At 36.5% G+C, this 17,859-nt stretch carries 15 protein-coding genes; 3 read left to right on the top strand and 12 right to left on the bottom strand.

The annotated features are described in order from the left end of the window. The 4 genes from P176_RS0117930 to P176_RS0117915 form a co-directional block, all read right to left on the bottom strand. Positions 1–861, bottom strand: coding sequence for an N-acetylglucosamine kinase (locus tag P176_RS0117930; protein ID WP_026755998.1), 861 nt, complete (start codon positions 859–861; stop codon positions 1–3). Between the two features lie 86 nt (positions 862–947). Continuing rightward, positions 948–1,949: a type I glyceraldehyde-3-phosphate dehydrogenase gene (gene gap / locus P176_RS0117925; protein ID WP_026755997.1), complete on the bottom strand. Its 1,002-nt coding sequence runs from the start codon at positions 1,947–1,949 to the stop codon at positions 948–950. A 49-nt stretch (positions 1,950–1,998) separates the two neighbouring features. Then, a complete protein-coding gene (gene pfkA / locus P176_RS0117920; RefSeq protein WP_026755996.1) occupies positions 1,999–2,985 on the bottom strand; it encodes a 6-phosphofructokinase in 987 nt (328 codons plus the stop codon). A 150-nt stretch (positions 2,986–3,135) separates the two neighbouring features. Further along, a complete protein-coding gene (locus P176_RS0117915) occupies positions 3,136–7,527 on the bottom strand; it encodes a translocation/assembly module TamB domain-containing protein (protein ID WP_231481293.1) in 4,392 nt (1,463 codons plus the stop codon). A 106-nt stretch (positions 7,528–7,633) separates the two neighbouring features. On the opposite strand from P176_RS0117915, the gene tsaD reads away from it, so the two are divergent. Continuing rightward, a complete protein-coding gene (tsaD, locus tag P176_RS0117910) occupies positions 7,634–8,656 on the top strand; it encodes a tRNA (adenosine(37)-N6)-threonylcarbamoyltransferase complex transferase subunit TsaD (RefSeq protein ID WP_026755994.1) in 1,023 nt (340 codons plus the stop codon). Positions 8,657–8,659: 3 nt separating this feature from the next. Here the strand turns inward: tsaD and P176_RS0117905 are convergent, their stop codons facing one another. After that, positions 8,660–9,442, bottom strand: a complete 783-nt coding sequence (locus tag P176_RS0117905; protein WP_026755993.1) for a tRNA pseudouridine(38-40) synthase TruA — start codon at positions 9,440–9,442, stop codon at positions 8,660–8,662. Positions 9,443–9,551: 109 nt separating this feature from the next. Here P176_RS0117905 and P176_RS0117900 point away from each other — a divergent pair, with 109 nt between their 5' ends. Then, positions 9,552–10,337, top strand: a complete 786-nt coding sequence (locus P176_RS0117900; RefSeq protein ID WP_026755992.1) for a LytTR family DNA-binding domain-containing protein — start codon at positions 9,552–9,554, stop codon at positions 10,335–10,337. 160 nt (positions 10,338–10,497) lie between these two features. After that, the gene (locus P176_RS0117895) at positions 10,498–11,448 is read left to right on the top strand and encodes a DUF5694 domain-containing protein (protein ID WP_156033157.1); all 951 of its coding nucleotides are present in this window, start codon (positions 10,498–10,500) and stop codon (positions 11,446–11,448) included. Positions 11,449–11,499: 51 nt separating this feature from the next. Here the strand turns inward: P176_RS0117895 and hisIE are convergent, their stop codons facing one another. The 7 genes from hisIE to hisD all read right to left on the bottom strand — a co-directional run bounded on the left by hisIE (position 11,500) and on the right by hisD (position 17,849). Continuing rightward, positions 11,500–12,099, bottom strand: coding sequence for a bifunctional phosphoribosyl-AMP cyclohydrolase/phosphoribosyl-ATP diphosphatase HisIE (hisIE, locus tag P176_RS0117890; RefSeq protein ID WP_026755990.1), 600 nt, complete (start codon positions 12,097–12,099; stop codon positions 11,500–11,502). Between the two features lie 90 nt (positions 12,100–12,189). Beyond that, on the bottom strand, positions 12,190–12,945 hold the full coding sequence (gene hisF / locus P176_RS0117885) for an imidazole glycerol phosphate synthase subunit HisF (protein WP_026755989.1): 756 nt from the start codon (positions 12,943–12,945) through the stop codon (positions 12,190–12,192). 26 nt (positions 12,946–12,971) lie between these two features. Further along, positions 12,972–13,688, bottom strand: coding sequence for a 1-(5-phosphoribosyl)-5-[(5-phosphoribosylamino)methylideneamino]imidazole-4-carboxamide isomerase (gene hisA / locus P176_RS0117880; RefSeq protein WP_026755988.1), 717 nt, complete (start codon positions 13,686–13,688; stop codon positions 12,972–12,974). 55 nt (positions 13,689–13,743) lie between these two features. Next, positions 13,744–14,328 carry an imidazole glycerol phosphate synthase subunit HisH gene (hisH, locus tag P176_RS0117875; RefSeq protein ID WP_026755987.1) on the bottom strand — a complete coding sequence of 195 codons (585 nt, stop codon included), beginning with the start codon at positions 14,326–14,328 and terminating at the stop codon, positions 13,744–13,746. A gap of 11 nt (positions 14,329–14,339) precedes the next feature. Continuing rightward, positions 14,340–15,473: a bifunctional histidinol-phosphatase/imidazoleglycerol-phosphate dehydratase HisB gene (hisB, locus tag P176_RS0117870; RefSeq protein ID WP_026755986.1), complete on the bottom strand. Its 1,134-nt coding sequence runs from the start codon at positions 15,471–15,473 to the stop codon at positions 14,340–14,342. A 31-nt stretch (positions 15,474–15,504) separates the two neighbouring features. Next, positions 15,505–16,560, bottom strand: a complete 1,056-nt coding sequence (gene hisC / locus P176_RS0117865; protein ID WP_026755985.1) for a histidinol-phosphate transaminase — start codon at positions 16,558–16,560, stop codon at positions 15,505–15,507. Positions 16,561–16,562: 2 nt separating this feature from the next. Beyond that, complete coding sequence (gene hisD / locus P176_RS0117860) at positions 16,563–17,849, bottom strand: histidinol dehydrogenase (RefSeq protein ID WP_026755984.1); 1,287 nt, start codon at positions 17,847–17,849, stop codon at positions 16,563–16,565. Positions 17,850–17,859: the final 10 nt, after the last annotated feature.

Below are 17,859 nucleotides of genomic sequence, written 5' to 3'. Positions count from 1 at the left end.
TTACATATCTTTTGTGTGATACTTTACAAGGCCTTGAATTGGGCGTCTTGCAAAATTACCGACAATGAATCCCATTTCTGCTGCGACTTCACGAATTTCATTTTCAGAAAAGAACGCAATCGATCCTGCAAAATGTACTGGAACAGTTTTTATTTCCTCCTTATATTGAAAAATCATGTTATTGGCAAATCTTGTAATACCTGATTTAATAAGCTTCTTGGTATATTCCGAATCCTTATTTAAAAACATGAACTCTGCAAAGTTTGCGAGATATGCATTAGGATTTGGTTGCTTGTACAGGTTGTATTTTATAACGTCTGGATCTAAATTGTATTTGTGCTCAAAGGCGATTTTGATCTCCTCTGGCATATTATTGTAATAGTAGTCTTTAATGAGCTCTTTTCCGAAGTAATTTCCAGAAGCGTCGTCCATTAAGGAATACCCCAAAGATTTAACACGTTGGTGTAACTTTTTACCATCGTAATAACTGCAATTTGAACCAGTACCCATAATGCAAACCACAGCAGCTTCGTCATCATGATTTAATGTCGCGCGTACCGCCGCCATTGTATCTTCTTGAACATCAACTACAGCATTTACAAAAATAAATTGAAGAACGTGTGCTAACATGGTTCTCGGTTTTTCTGTACCGCAACCAGCACCGTAGAAAAAAACATGGGTAACGGCTTCTTTCAAATCCATTAACTCTTCACTCTCCTTGATGATTTTCTTAATCTTATTTTCCTTAAGAATAGCGGGATTTAAGCCACTAGTACGAATTTTTTCGCGGAGTTGTTTTCCATCTTTATCTACTGCGATCCAGTCACATTTTGTGGATCCACTATCTACAATTAAAATCATGTGTATGGTGTATAAAAAATCCGTAGAAATCTAAGTTACCCAATATTTGTGCATCTTAGTGACTACGGATTTTATGTTTAAACTTATTATAGAGAATTTACTTTTTGAGCTAAATCAACTAACTTGTTAGAATATCCAAACTCATTGTCATACCAAGATACAACTTTAAAGAACTTAGAATTTAACTCGATAGCAGCATCTGCATCAAAAATACTTGTACGTGCATCGCTAACAAAGTCTTGAGATACTACTAATTCATCAGTATATCCAAGGACACCTTTCATTTCTCCTTCTGAAGCTTTCTTAAACGCAGCTTTAATTTCTTCTAAGCTGGTTTCTTTTTCAGTTCTGAAGGTTAGATCTACAACAGAAACATCTGCGGTTGGTACTCTAAAAGCCATACCTGTAAGTTTACCATCTACTTTTGGTAATACTTTACCAACTGCTTTTGCAGCTCCTGTAGATGCTGGGATGATATTTAAAAGTGCACTTCTACCGCCTCTAAAATCTTTTTTAGATGGACCATCAACAGTTAGTTGTGTTGCAGTAGTTGCGTGAATGGTTGTCATTAACCCTTCTTCTAAACCAAAGTTATCATCAATAACTTTAGCTAAAGGTGCTAAACAGTTTGTTGTACAAGATGCATTAGATACAATCTTATCTGCTGCTGTTAATTTACTATCATTAACACCCATCACAAACATAGGTGCGTCTTTACTTGGTGCAGAAATCACAACTTTCTTAGCGCCTGCTTGTATGTGATAATCGGCTGTTTCTAAAGTAGTGAAGATCCCTGTGCATTCAGCAACAACGTCTGTATCTACTTCATCCCATTTTAAGTTTTTAGGATCTCTCTCTGCAGTAACTCTTACGGTTTTACCGTCAACGACCAAATGACCGTCTTTAACTTCTATTGTTCCGTCAAAATTTCCGTGTACGGAGTCGTATTTTAACAAGTAAGCTAAGTGCTCTACATCTAAAAGATCATTAATTGCAACGACATCCACATCTGGGCGGTTAACAGTTGCTCTAAATACGATTCTTCCGATTCTTCCAAAACCGTTTATTCCTAATTTTAAATTTGCCATTGTATTTGTTTATTTATTTACTATTAATTTAATTCTATTCTAATACTTTTTAAGTGGTCATGATTTCTGAAACCCGAAGTAATTCCATGTTGATTTTTGATTTTCCTTTTACAGCTTGCTCAAAGGGCGTTAATGCCATTTTATCATTCAATAAGCCAACCATATAAGCTGTTTTGCCATTAAGAAGCTCTTCAACAGCCCTTACTCCCATTCTACTGGCAAGTACACGATCAAAACAAGATGGCGAACCACCGCGTTGCATATGACCTAAAACCGAAACTCTCACTTCGTACTCTGTCATATTGGCCTCTACGTAATCTTTTAGCTCGAATACATTTTTACCAATTTTATCGCCTTCAGCTACAACAACTATACTAGAAGATTTTCCTGAGCGCTTGCTACGTCTTAATGATTCTAACAAACGATCTAAACCTAAATCTTCTTCGGGAATTAAAATTTCCTCAGCACCAGCACCAACACCAACGTTAAGTGCTATGTGACCAACATCTCGGCCCATAACTTCAATAAAGAAGAGACGATTGTGTGAACTTGCCGTATCACGAATTTTATCAATGACTTCTACTACCGTATTTAGCGCAGTGTCATAGCCAAGGGTATGCGTTGTACCGAAAATATCATTATCGATAGTTCCTGGTATTCCCATCACGGGAAAATCATATTCCTGACCAAAAATCATAGCTCCAGTAAAGGTACCGTCTCCACCAATAGTGACTAAGGCATCAATACCGGCTTCGGTAAGTTTATCGTAAGCTTTTTTTCGTCCTTCTGGAGTTCTAAATTCTTTTGAACGTGCAGATTTTAAAATGGTTCCACCTTTATTGATGATGTCCTTTACACTACGGGCATCCATATCAATAAAATCTCCTTCAATCATCCCTTCAAAACCTCGATAAATACCAGCGCACGCAATGCGATGATAAGCACAAGTTCTTACTACAGATCTAACGGCGGCATTCATTCCTGGAGAATCACCTCCAGAGGTCATGACTCCTATTTTTTTTATTGTTTTTGACATTGTTTTTTAACTTTCAATAAGTAAACTTAGTAAACAAAAACAACAATATAAATGGAATTAGCTATTATTTGGGAGGCCTATTAAATATCAAACGTTTTCGTTAATAAAAAAACTTATTTTTCTTAAAAACACACAGTATGAATTACTTAATTAATCGTTTTTTGACTTGATATTTATGAAATCGGGAGTGAGATCTTCTTCAGATTCTTCATCTTCCTTTTTAGGGGTTTCTTCTTTATCAATTTTATTTTTTCCGTAGAAAATAATCTCGAACAATTCTTTAAAAGTATCGAACTCTACATTATAAGATATACCGACACCTTGGGTATATCCAATTTCTTCACCAAAATTACGAATGCTATTTTCTCTATTGAAAAATTTAGCGGTGAGTGTCCCTTCTTCATTAAGTAAAACATCAATTTGAACATCTCCGGCAATTACCGTTTGGTTGACCCCTCCAATGGGCACGCCTACTTTGCCATTGATAAGTACCCGGTCACTAATCTTGGTGCTCAAGGTCAGCCCCAAGCGGTCATCGGTTTCATAATCTGTAGTTTGTTCGCCAACCTCGTAATTAACACCTACTTGAAGTTTACCGTCTGCATTGGTCAAGAAACTATTAAAAAAAGCATTTACACGATCTGATATGGTACCATAAGCTTGTTGTCCTAAACTAATTTCACTGGCAAAGGAGCCTGTAGATAGCAAGAAGAGCGCTTGATTGGTTCTACTTTCTTTGGTTTCTAAACGGTATTCTAGCTCAGATTTTACTGTGGAACTTACATTTGGGAAATTAAATGTAAAATCGGGTTCGGGTTGTTCTAGTTGTCCAGCCAAATTGACCTCTACCTCTACATCAATACTTCTATTGATGGGATTATCTAGCAACACCGAAGGGTTTGCCTGCGTTCGATATACCGCAGTTAAACCAATTTGGGCTTTTAGCGGATCGCCTTCCCAACGTATAGAGCCACCTGGCACAACGGTTAGTTTTTTCTGAACAAATCCGCCGTAGGCAAAATTGTATGTTCCTTCAACAATTTGAAAATCACCAAACATTTGAAATTTCCCGTTCGTGTTGATATCAAAAAGTAAGTTACCGTTACCAGAACCTCTGATGGTGCTGCCTGAATTTTTGTCTATTACAATCTCAATATCGGCATAAGGATTTACAATTAAATCAAATTGTAACTCAAGCCCTTTGACCTCGGTATCCCTAATTACCTCTCCTTTTAATCGGGCTAGTTTTTCTTCAGGACTCAAGAAGTGGATGTAAGAGTTGTCTCCATAAGTTTCGAGATCATTTAATGGGATTTTAAAAACCGTCCCTCTTGCGGTGCTCCCGTCAACAGCGATGATCAATTGATCTGTGGGGCCTTTTATAGTTGCGATACCATCAACAAACGCGGTACCGTAATATAATTGCTCTTCATCATAAGTGGTATTTAATACCAAAAGTCTACTGGTTTCTATTTCTAGACCCAATTTCCAATCTGAGAAACTTTTGTGTCCAATAAATCCATTAAGCGTTGCATTTGAGAAGTACTCAGAGTCTGTAATTTCTACATCTTGAAAAATAAATTTCTGGGATTCTAATTTTACCTTACTATCAAAATCAAAACTATAATCTACATTTAGATATGGAATGGTGAGCCCAGCATTATCCAAGAGCAATTCTCCATTAATATCTGGGTTTTTAAGATCTCCTGTAACTTTGGCGCTCCCTGTTACCAGACCTCTTATATTGGTAATCACGCCAGCTCCGAAAGGATCTAAGGGGTCTAAAAGAAATTCGTCAAGGTCAACGTCTAAATCAATGATATTGGTTTCTACATCAATAGTACCTTTGGCATCTAAAGATTTTAAATTATCATTTTTAAGGGTAATATCTACATTATAATTGGTTAAGGATTGGTTGCCAACGATGGCCGCTCTTAAATCTCCAAGTTCATAATTATTGGCCTTAAAATCGGTAATCGTTACATTAGAACTTGGTATATAAATACCATCTTCCTGCAAAACTTCCAATTTGCCATTGACCTTACCTTTCAGCGTCAGGCTATCTACTCTAGGTGTTATTTTATCTAAATCGACATCTGTAAAATCAAGCCGAATGTCTTTGTAGTTATTTTCTTTGACAATACCCGAGAGTTCAATCTGTTCTTCAAAATGGCTCATGACCATTTCATTAATATCGAAAGTTTTGAATTCTCGATCAAAGACCACCTTGTTTAATTTGTTTCTGTCTTCATTGATTGTCCAAGTATTTCCTTTAAAGGTCACTTTAGATCTACTAAATCCTACCACGGATTTATTATTTTCATCAATGGTATAAAATAAACTGAGGTCAAAATTATCGGTGTTTCGATTCCCGCCTTGAAATTCAGATTTAATAAATAGCGTATCACGTTGGGTAACGTTAATTAAACTGAATTTAGAGACGTCATAATATTTGGTGTAGAGCGTGTCGATCTCAATATACGTATTGAACAAGGGGTTGCTATTGTCTATTAGAATAGAAATATCGTTGGCAAAATAATCAAACAATTTAATCTGTGGCGCATTAAAGGTGAGGTTGAACTGTTTCTCATCAGTTTCCATGCGGCCTTTGATTCTGGTATTTGCACCCAACTCCAACTCATGATAAAAAACTTCCACTATTTTGTTATAGATATTGAAATCGAATTCTAGATATTGATCGGTTTCAATGACGTTTGGGACGTAGTTGGTATAGATGCTTCCTACAGAATTTTCTACCAGCTTACCAATATCCTTAAACTTAAAGTTTCCGCTTAAGGTCCCTTCCATAATATCTGGAGAATCAATAGTAATGGTTCTTTTGGTACCTTCAAACTGCGACTCTATTTTAAAATCTTTAAAATAATATTGGTCATGCTCATTAACATAAGTGGTGTTTCTAAAATTTAAAGAACCGTAAGCATCATCAATATTAGAACCTTTCATAGAGGTAGTTACCATACCTCTAAACTCTGAAATACTGTCTTTGGTAATAAAATTAAGTGCCCTAAGGTTTGCATATTCTACGTTGGCCACAAAATTGAGGGTATTGATCTCTTTTGACAAGTCGGCCAAACCATCAAACTTGAATTTGAAATTTTTATCCTTAGCCTCTAAAAAACCATTGAAAATATTATTTCCAAGTCTTCCGATAACTTCAATATTTTTATAATTGTAGTTATTGTATTCAATTTCAAAAATTTCACCTTGCACCCTACTGCTTAGATTTTTTAAGGTAAAACCTACACCATCTACAGATACGTCTAAGGATGTTGTTCCTAAATCTTCATTATTGAGCAAGGCGCCTAAATTGAAGTCCTCAAATTTTACGTTACCAACGTAACTTGCATTGTCTATATCATCTACCCGATTCATTTTCATATCGGAAACGATATTTCCTATTGAAGTGACTATTCTTAAATCGGCATCAATGGTGTTTTTTGTAATGTAAGACCTACCGGAAATGGTAAAGTTGCCTACTTTGGAAAATACAGAAGGAATAGATTCTCCTAAAATATTTGGCAATAGGGCTTTTAGATCGTAATAATTAGAAGACAAGTTATCAAAACGCCCATCCATAGAAAAGTTGCCTTCTTCAGTATTAAAAAGGTCTTTGAAATTGAGATCTCCATAAATTCGAGTTCTTGAACTGGTTTTGACTTCAAGATTATTGGCATTTAAATTATTTAGGGTTCCAGAAAAATCAACGTTAATTTCTGCTTTTTGGTCAGAACCAAACTCATCATAAAATGTATTGAGATCATTAAGGTAGATTTCTGAATCCTTAAAACTAGCGGTAACGTTCACCTTATCTTCAAAATAGATAAAGTCTTCACGGTTGTAGTCAAAACGCAAAGCACCTTTTAAGTTAGAGTTTTCGGTCTTGATGCTTAGATTTTGAAAACTCATGTGGTCTAAGGTATATTCAAAATCGGTAATCATGTTTTTGACATAAGCGCCTCTCGTGTCTTTAAACGTTAGAGTATTGATGCGCGCATTGACGTCGCTACCAAAGATCACAAAATTTGTGGCGTTGATATTGAGGTCGTAAAATTCTAAAAGTTTTTCTTCTTCACGATTTTCGTCAAGCATTCTAAAGATGCCGTTATAGATAGAGACATCACTGGAAGAGAGCAAAAATTGATTGTCTTCGGTTTTGGGGTTGTCAGAATTAAATTTGGCGACAAAAACATCAAGATTGGTTTCGTCTTCATCTAAATATTTTTTCACATTAAACGTGAGATCAATAATATCAATATCTCCAAAGGTTAGAGAACCGTTGTATAAATTTCTAAAACTTAGAATGGAGGTGTTCAGCTCGTTGATATTAATGAGCGTATCCTTTCTATAGTCGGCAATAAACACATTCTTTAGTTCGACATCGCCATTAAATTGTAGACCAACTTTCCCTATATTAATATTGGTGCCGAACTCATTATTAATACGATTGGTGGCATTTTTACCCAAATACGTTTGAACCGCTGGGATAGAAAAAAACAGCACCAAAATGATGAACAGTAGCAAGATGATTGCTACAATTTTTGAGACTATTTTGAGAAATTTTCTGATGCGAATGGAAAGTTATAACTTTGACTTCAAAATTAACAATTATTGTGCCTAATTTCTTCTAATGGCTTCACAAAAAATATACATTTTAGCAATTGAGTCTTCCTGTGACGATACAGCGGCGGCTGTACTTTGTAACGACACTATTTTAAGTAATGTTGTTGCCAATCAAAGCATTCATAAAGCTTATGGTGGTGTGGTGCCAGAACTCGCATCTAGAGCCCACCAACAGAACATTGTGCCTGTGGTTGATCAAGCTCTGAAAAAAGCAGCTATTGATAAATCACAATTGCATGCTATTGCCTTTACCCGTGGCCCCGGACTCATGGGCTCTTTACTGGTGGGTACCTCTTTTGCAAAATCATTTGCCTTTGGGTTGGGCATTCCATTGATTGATGTCAATCACATGCAAGCTCATATTTTGGCTCATTTTATAGATGAAAAGGATTACAAGAAGCCTCCATTTCCATTTTTGGCGATGACAATTTCTGGCGGTCATACTCAGATTATTAAAGTGGACTCTTATTTTGATATGGAAGTGATAGGAGAAACTATTGATGATGCGGTTGGCGAAGCATTTGATAAAAGCGGAAAGCTTCTCGGTTTGGGATATCCCGCTGGTCCAGAGATTGATAAACGTGCTAAACTGGGCAACCCAAAAGCCTTTGCGTTTACAAAACCTAAAGTAGACGGACTTAATTTTAGCTTTTCGGGATTAAAGACGGCGATTCTCTATTTTGTACAAAAACAAGTTAAAGCCAATCCCAATTTTGTTGAAGAACATTTAAATGATATTTGCGCTTCTATTCAATATACTATTGTTGGGATTTTGATGGACAAACTAAAATCGGCCAGTAAGCAAACTGGTATCAAACATATTGCAATAGGGGGTGGTGTTTCTGCAAACTCCGGTATTCGTGAGGCATTGATGTCTGGTGAGCAAAAATTTGGATGGACCTCTTACATACCTAAATTTGAGTATACCACAGATAATGCAGCCATGATTGGTATTGTAGGATATTTAAAATATCTGGAAGGAGATTACGCAGAGCAACGCGTTATGGCTAGTGCACGATTGAAGATTTAAACACTATTCAAATTCAACACTGTTTAAGATTAAACCAGAAGCTGGCGCAACAAAGCCCATGACTTCGGTGCTTTCGGGTTTTAATGAGTTTTCAATATAGGCTAAGGTCACGTCTCCCCTTCCTAGATTGACTAGTGTGCCCATCATGAGCCTGATTTGATTTCGACCAAAACCCTTACCCTTAACAATGAGCGTATAGCTTTCCGAAGGAAAGAAATTTGCAGTAAACATGGTGTTCTCTGTAATTTCACAATGTAAAATTTCACGCTCATAAAGTCCTTTCTCAGTGGCTCTAAAACAATAGGGTTTAAAATTATGAAGCCCTTCAAACAATTTTGCGCCCTTTTTCATAAGTTCAATATCCAAGGGCTCTAAAAAGGTGGTCATTATTGGAGAACAGAAGGGGTGACATTTTTGGCCGTGGGTAAAAACATAAACATATTCCTTAACCTTAGAATGCTGGATGATATTGAACTCGGCAGTCACTTCTTCCATTTTTAACGCTCTAATATCTTGAGGAAGATTGTGATTGAATAAGGCAATAAAAGCCTCTTTATCTTCAATTTCATGATAAACAAATAATTCAAAAGCAGTTTCATTTGCAGAGACCATGGCATCTGTTCGTCCAGAAACCAACGTTTTAAAGCGTTTGCCTTCAAGCACGTAATTGAGCGTGCGATCAATCATAAAATGAATGGTTTTCAATTTTGGCTGTTTTTGCCAACCATGAAATCGATATCCTAAATATTGAATGGAGACTACGTAATAAAAGCGCTTTGTAAACATGCACGCAAGTAAGTTATTTTGATGAAGATTATAAAATTATTAGCGTTTTTGTTGATTTGGGATTTCCGCATAAAATCTTATTTTTAAAATCTAAACGTAAACCTCTAATTTGACTGTAAAGTATCCATTTGATCCATCTATAAAGCACCATCTCTTGATCGCCTTAGGCTTGGCCATTTGGGTATTTGTATTTCTCTATTTTACAGAGCCGCTTGACGTCAATGAGTTTAACGCTACTGAAAAGCTAATTTATCTCCCACTCTATGGCATTTTAACAGCAATCATCTATATAATGTTGTTACCCGTTCAGCAATGGCTTTATCATAAGAGCGGTCAATGGCGACTTCGAGATGAGCTACTAGTACTGATCTTATTTATAGGTATTGCGGTTGTGGTTATGCGTTTTTATTATTTGCAATTTATAGTCCATTGGCATCCCAATGCTTATAGTTTGTGGTTTCATTTCAGGGCTATTTTAGCTCCCGCAATGCTTACTATACTTCCCGTTTTACTTATTGGACGATTTGGCTTTGGCAAATACAAAGAGAAACAGTTTGAGGATCAAAAAATTGAAATTAAGGGAGAAGGTCATTATGAAGGCTTGCGACTTCAACAGCAGGATTTGATTAGCATTCAGTCTTCTGATAATTACATCGAGGTGTTTTACCTTGACGGACATGTGCTGAAAAAGACCCTTATTAGAAATAAACTATCGGTTGTTGCCGATACGTTTCCCGATCTCTTAAGAACGCATCGCGGCTATGTGATCAATCCTTATCATTTTCAATCTTGGAAAACCGAAAAAGGAAAACCTATAATTCATCTTTCCCATCAGATAGAAGTGCCAATTTCTAAGACTTATTTAGAGCAATCTAAGCTTGTTTTAGGATTATGATTTTAGAAGTTTGTCTTTATTCTAAAACATTTTAAATTAACACCATTAATTTCACCACAGCAGCATTTGATTTCACCCCAAAGTCCCATTATTATTGAATTAGAGCAAGGTCTTCTTCTAAATTTGTTTTCAGAAAGTTTAATCAAAACACATGACTATTATGAAAACAATCACCACTTTAATCGCCATCTTTTTCTTCGGAATTTTAAGCTCAAATGCACAAACCGAAAATCCTCAAGAAATCTATATCATGGGAACCATGCATACCGTTCCTAAAATTATAAAACGGAGTTACAAGCCGATGCTCAAGGATGCCATCACATACCATCCAGATGCTATTTATGTTGAAAGTCCTAGAGGGACTGATAGTCTTAGCTGGGCCTATTTAAAAGACGGATGGTCTAAAAGCTATCAAAAATTCTATCGCTTATCAGATTCAATACAATCTGTATTTACTCCAGATGAAAATAGATTTCAGTCCATCTTAAAAAGAGATTTTAATACTATGAATAATAACGACTTAGACTTCCTCATAAAAACCTTTACTTATCATAGAGATCATGCCAATTATGAGTTTTATTCTTATATAAAAACTTACGGCAGCGAAGGTTCGCACAAGCCTACACGCCATGAGGATGGTGACCTTACATTTAAGTTGGCCTTAGATCAGAACATAAAGTTATTGAAGTCTATGGATGATCAACGTACCAACGGAAAGTATCATGAGGCTTGGAGCAAATGTTCAAAAGAAGGGCAGTACAATGGTAATAACGCCATTAATACGAAATTGAATAAAAAAGGATATAATTCCGCAATTATACCAGCGCTTTTTAGAGGTTTAGGATCACATATCAATAGCCGTAAATCTTTAGAACGACTCCATAAATCAAGCGCTTTTACTTATGCTGAAGTTAAAACATCTGGTTGTACCGAAGGTGAAAAATATTGGAACGCACGTAATTTTAGAATGTCTCAGAACATTGCCGAGCAAGTAATAGCTTCTGGTTTGGAAAAAAACATTGTTATTGTTGGCGCGTCACACGTTATAGGTCTAGAGAAAGCGCTCAAGACAAACTATCCCAACTTAAAAGTGGTGCTTATGACTGATTGAACTTTCTAAACTAATCTTTAAGTCCACAAGCCATTGCTTTATAGCGATGGCTTATTTTTTATCCCGATCTTCTAGAACAGCAACAATATCATTCATTTTAAACCCTTTAGCCTGAAGCAAAATAAGATAATGAAATAGAAGATCAGCGCTTTCATTTAAAAAGAGGTTATCATCATTGTCTTTTGCTTCAATCACGACTTCAACGGCTTCCTCGCCTACTTTTTGGGCTATTTTATTAATACCCTTTGCGAATAAAGAAGCCACATAAGAAGTGTCTTCGGAAGCGTTAGTTTTGCGATCTTCGATGACCGATTCCAATTTTGAAAGAAAACCAAAAGTTTGATCATTGGTTTCGTCCCAACAGGTATCAGCGCCTGTATGGCACGTTGGGCCTTTGGGATTTACGGTAACTAGCAAGCTGTCATTATCACAATCTAATTTAATATCTACCAAGTGCAGCACATTTCCGCTTTCTTCGCCCTTGGTCCATAAGCGTTGTTTGCTCCTGCTAAAAAAAGTGACCAGTTTAGTGTCTTGTGTTTTTTTTAGTGCCTCCTCATTCATATACCCTAACATGAGTACGTTTTTGGTAGTTGCATCTTGAATAATTGCAGGAACGAGTCCGTTATTTTTACTGTAATCTATAGTCATCAAAACTTATTTTATTTAGTTTCTAAGAAACTGTGCTATTTGTTTGAAAGCAATCTAACTGTTGATTTATAATTGCTTAGCAAGAGTATTTTAAAGTCGAACAGCAATATCTTGCTGCTTCAATTCTCGTTTAAGATCGAAAATCTCAATCTCACCAAAATGAAAAACGCTTGCCGCTAATGCAGCATCTGCTTTGCCTATTTTAAAGGTGTCTACAAAATGCTGAATGGTTCCAGCACCTCCAGAGGCTATAATTGGGATATTGACTGTTTCTGATAAACGCGATAAAGCCTCATTGGCAAAACCAGCCTTGGTGCCATCATTATTCATGGATGTGAACAGTATTTCTCCAGCTCCTCTTAGCTCCATTTCTTTTGCCCAATCAAATAAATTTAAATCTGTGGGAATTGTACCGCCGGCTAAATGTACCATCCATTCCCCATCTATATCTTTGGCATCAATAGCAACCACAACACATTGACTTCCAAATTTATTGGATAGCTCTGTAACCAACTCTGGTCTTTTTACTGCTGAAGAGTTGATAGACACTTTATCGGCACCAGATTTTAGAAGCTGATCTACGTCACCAACGCTTGAAATGCCTCCACCAACCGTAAACGGGATATTCACCTGCTCTGCCACTTTTAACACAAGATCTATCATGGTTTTTCGGCCTTCTAATGTTGCCGAAATATCCAAAAACACTAATTCATCGGCACCAAGTTTGGCATATTTTTTAGCTAGCTCAACGGGATCACCCGCATCTCTTAAATCTAAAAAATTAACCCCTTTAACGGTTCTTCCATTTTTAATATCCAAACACGGGATAATTCGTTTTGTAAGCATAAGTTTTAATCGAAATTTCTAATGGTTTAACCGTAGATTTCCAAATCTTTTAGACGTATGTGACCCTCGTATAGCGCTTTACCAATAATAGCGCCTTCGCAACCAATATCTTCAAGCTTATTGATATCTTCTATTGAGGTTATCCCTCCAGAAGCTACCAGCTTAATATCCCGGGTTTCTTGAATGAGCTTTTCGTATAAATCAAAAGAAGGTCCCTCTAACATGCCGTCTTTAGCGATGTCTGTACAGATCACGTACTGTATGCCCTTGTAGAGATAGTCTTTAACAAAAGGCAATATATCGAGGTCGCTTTCTTCTTGCCATCCAGAGACGGCTATTTTTTCATTCTGACAATCGGCACCTAAAATAATTTTTGTGCCACCATACTTTTGTATCCAAGATTCAAATATTTTAGCGTTTTTAACCGCAATGCTTCCTCCTGTTATTTGGCGAGCACCTGAGTTAAAAGCAATATGTAAATCTTCATTGGTTTTTAAACCACCTCCAAAATCAATTTTTAGGTTGGTTTTAGAAGTAATCTGTTCTAAGACTTTATAGTTGACAATATGCTGTGCTTTTGCACCATCTAGGTCAACTAAATGTAAATATTGAATGCCCGCATTCTCAAATGCTTTTGCGACTTCAACAGGATTTTCATTGTACACTTTTTTGGTATTATAGTCGCCCCTAGTGAGGCGAACACACTTACCATCTATAACATCTATTGCTGGAATTATTCTCATTTACTATGCTTTGCTCTTAACTATTAGCCCATCACTTGGTACCAATAGCCTTTAGCTATTTAATATTTATAAAATTCTTTAACACCTGTTCACCTGCCAAACTGCTTTTTTCAGGATGAAATTGTACCCCAAAAAAATTGTCTTTTTGAAGCGCAGAAGCATATTGCAGTTCATAAGACGTGGTTGCTATGACCTCATTACTTATTTCGGCATAAAAACTGTGAACAAGATACATGAATTCTTGTTCTTTAATATCTTTAAATAAGTCAGATTTTAAATTTGTAATGGTATTCCATCCCATTTGTGGAACTTTAACTTTTTTTGAAAACTTTTTGACCTCCACATCAAATATGCCAAGCCCCTTGGTGTTGCCTTCTTCTGTAGATGTACACATGAGTTGCATGCCTAGACAGATACCTAGAACCGGTTGTGTTAGTTTGGGTATCAAAAGATCTAGCCTCGAAGATTTCAACATCGTCATGGCAGAACTCGCCTCACCTACTCCTGGAAAAATCACACGATCTGCTGTTTGAATTTCATCTGGATCATCGCTTAAGATGGCCTCAATGCCCAAACGTTGAAAAGCAAACTGAATACTTTTAATGTTGCCTGCGCCGTAATTTATAATAACAAGTTTCAAATGCGTTTTGTTTAAAGGGTTCCTTTAGTTGATGGTAAAATCATTTTCTCCAAATCCCGTTTTACGGCCATTTTAATAGCTTTGGCAAAGGCCTTAAAAATGGCTTCTATTTTATGATGCTCGTTAGTCCCTTCGGCTTTAATATTTAAATTGCATTTTGCCCCATCTGTAAAGGATTTAAAGAAATGGTAAAACATCTCGGTAGGCATCTTACCAATCATTTCCCTTTTAAAGTCTGCTTCCCATACTAGCCAGTTTCTACCTCCAAAATCTATGGCTACTTGGGCTAAACAATCATCCATAGGTAATGCGAAACCATAGCGTTCTATACCTAATTTATTACCAAGGGTTTGAGCAAATAGCTCTCCCAATGCAATAGCGGTATCCTCAATAGTGTGGTGCTCATCAACCTCTAAGTCGCCATCTACTTTGATATTTAAGTCTAATTGACCGTGTCTTGCAATTTGGTCTAGCATATGGTCAAAAAAAGCAAGACCTGTATCAATTTTACTCTTTCCAGTACCATCAAGATTAAGATCAATCTTAATCTTGGTTTCATTGGTGTTCCGTTCTAAGCTTCCTGTTCTGGCATCAGATTTTAAAAAGGTATAGATTTCCTCCCAATCATTAGATTCTAAAGCAATAAAATCCTCTAAATCATCCCGTTTTACAGTGATCTCATTAGTGCCTAAATGTGTGTGATCATTAATAAAAATACCTTTGGCACCTAAGTTTTTGGCAAGTTCAACGTCTGTCAACCTATCACCGATGACAAATGAATTTTCAAGATCGTATTCCGAAGAAAAATACTGAGTCAAAAGTCCTGTATTTGGTTTACGGGTTGGGGCGTTATCCTTTGCAAAGGTTCTATCGATAAACTGTTCTTTAAAAATAATTCCTTCAGATTTGAATGTTTGCAACACAAAATTATGAACTGGCCAAAATTTATCCTCTGGGTGCACTTCTGTTCCTAAGCCGTCTTGATTTGTAATCATAACGATTTCAAAATCCAATTCTTTTGCAATTTTACTTAAGTATTGAAACACTTTTGGGTAAAACTCCAATTTTTGGAAGGAATCAATTTGTTGGTCAGCGGGTTCTTTAATAAGCGTTCCGTCTCTATCTATAAATAATACTCTTGGCATGATCTTCTTTTATTTTTTAGAAGGTATATGGTTATATTACTGCAATATCTTCTAGTGCTTTAACTAATTTAATATTTTCAAATTGGGTACCCACCGTAAATCTCAAACAGTTTTCACAACCGGGTTGATTACTACGATTTCTAACCACGATCCCTTGTGTTATTAATTGATCATAACGTTTGTTAGCATCATCAACCTTTGCCAAAACAAAATTAGCATCAGACGGATAGACAGTTTCAATAATAGTATTCTGCTTTAATTTTGAAATTAACCAGGTACGCTGTTTTAAGATCTTTTGGATTTCTTCTGTTACTTTTTCTGGATGAGATAATCGTTCCAGAGCTTTTTGCTGCGTTAGTTCATTGATATTATATGGTGGCTTGATTTTATTTAAAATGGCAATAATTTCTGCGGAAGCATAACAAATACCCAATCGAATACCTGCCATTCCGTAGGCTTTTGAAAGCGTCTGAGTGACTATAAGATTTGGAAAATCCTCTAATCGGCTCGTCCAACTCTTGTGCTTTGAAAAATCAATATAGGCCTCATCAATAACAACGATACCATTAAAGGTTTTCAAGAGGTTTTCGATAGCATTAGGCGCAAATGTATTGGCCGTAGGATTGTTGGGAGCGCATATAAAAATGAGTTTGGTATGAGTACTCGTTGCTCTTGAGATGTTATCAAGATCGAGTTCAAAATCAGGATCTAAGGGAATTTCCCTATTTTCAATAGCATTGAGATTGGCTAAAACACCATACATGCCGTAGGTTGGCGGCACTGAAATGATATTATCTTTATTGGGCTCACAAAAAGCTCTAAAGATCAAATCCAAAACTTCATCACTGCCATTTCCTAATAGAATATGTTCTACAGCTATGTTTTTCAACTTAGAAAGTGCTGCTTTCAATTGGCCTTGCTGTGGATCTGGATAGCGATTAAGTCCATTTTCAAAAGGGTTTTCATTGGCATCTAAAAAAACCTGAGCACCATCAATCGCCTTAAATTCATCGCGTGCTGAAGAGTAAGGCTTCATGGCCTTTACATTATCTCTAACCAGCTCGTTTAGATTGAAATCTGTTGTCATGTTTATTTTTTAAGGTCGTTTAATCTTAAGGTTACTGCATTTTTATGGGCATGCAAACCTTCTGCCTCTGCCATTAACTCAATAGTCTTACCAATATTTAGAATGCCTTCTTCACTAATTTTTTGAAAGGTGATGCTCTTATTAAAGCTATCTAAATTTACTCCAGAATAAGAGCGACTGTAGCCATTGGTGGGTAAGGTATGATTGGTTCCAGAGGCATAATCTCCTGCGCTTTCAGGTGTGAAATTACCAATAAAAACAGAACCTGCATTTAAAACGTTATCAACGTAGAATGCTTCATTTTTGGTACAGATGATAAAATGTTCGGGTGCATAGGCATTAATGATCTCTAATGCAATAGCATCATTTTCAACATAAATCAAATTCGAATTATCGATAGCCTTTTGTGCCATTTCCATTCTTGGCAAGGCCTGGATTTGCTTCTCCACTTCAATAGAAACAGCCTCTATGAGTGCTTTGGATGTAGAAATCAAAATCACTTGACTGTCTGATCCATGCTCTGCTTGACTCAACAAATCTGATGCTACATAGCTCGCCTTGGCCGAATCATCTGCTACAACCAACAATTCGCTAGGGCCCGCGGGCATATCAATAGCGACTCCAAATTTAGTAGCAAGTTGCTTGGCAACGGTGACATATTGGTTTCCTGGACCAAAAATTTTATAGACTTGAGGAATACTTTCCGTTCCAAAGGTCATGCCTGCAATGGCTTGAATTCCTCCTACTTTTACAATTTTTGTGACCCCACATAATTGAGCTGTGTAGAGAATCTCATGGGCTATTTTTCCTTGCTTATTTGGTGGAGAACACAAAACAATCTCCTTGCAACCCGCTATTTTAGCTGGTACCGCAAGCATTAAAACGGTAGAGAATAATGGTGCCGTGCCGCCAGGAATGTAAAGCCCAACTTTTTGGATGGGACGCTTTTCTTGCCAACAATCCACACCCGTAGTGGTTGTTACCTTGATTTTCTCAGTTTTTTGAGCTTTGTGAAAGGTCTCAATATTTTGCTTAGCCGTTTGAATTGCTCTTTTTAAATCTTCGGAAATGTGATTGGAAGCAGCGTTTAGTTCTTCCTCAGAAACCAAAAGATGATCTAAGTTTACACCATCGAACATTTCGGTGTATTTTAAAACTGAACTGTCTTTATGGCGTTTAACGTCATTAAAAATTTCATTGACCGTATGCTCAATATTCTCAACAGTTTTGGTTGGGCGTTTTAAAACGTTGGACCAAGTTGATTTTTTTGGATTTAGTATGATGTTCATGCTTATTTTT

This window comes from Sediminibacter sp. Hel_I_10 (genome assembly GCF_000688335.1).
Lineage (GTDB): Bacteria > Bacteroidota > Bacteroidia > Flavobacteriales > Flavobacteriaceae > Psychroserpens.
Note: the sequence above shows the minus strand (reverse complement) of the source record. Positions and strands in the feature narration are given on the sequence as shown.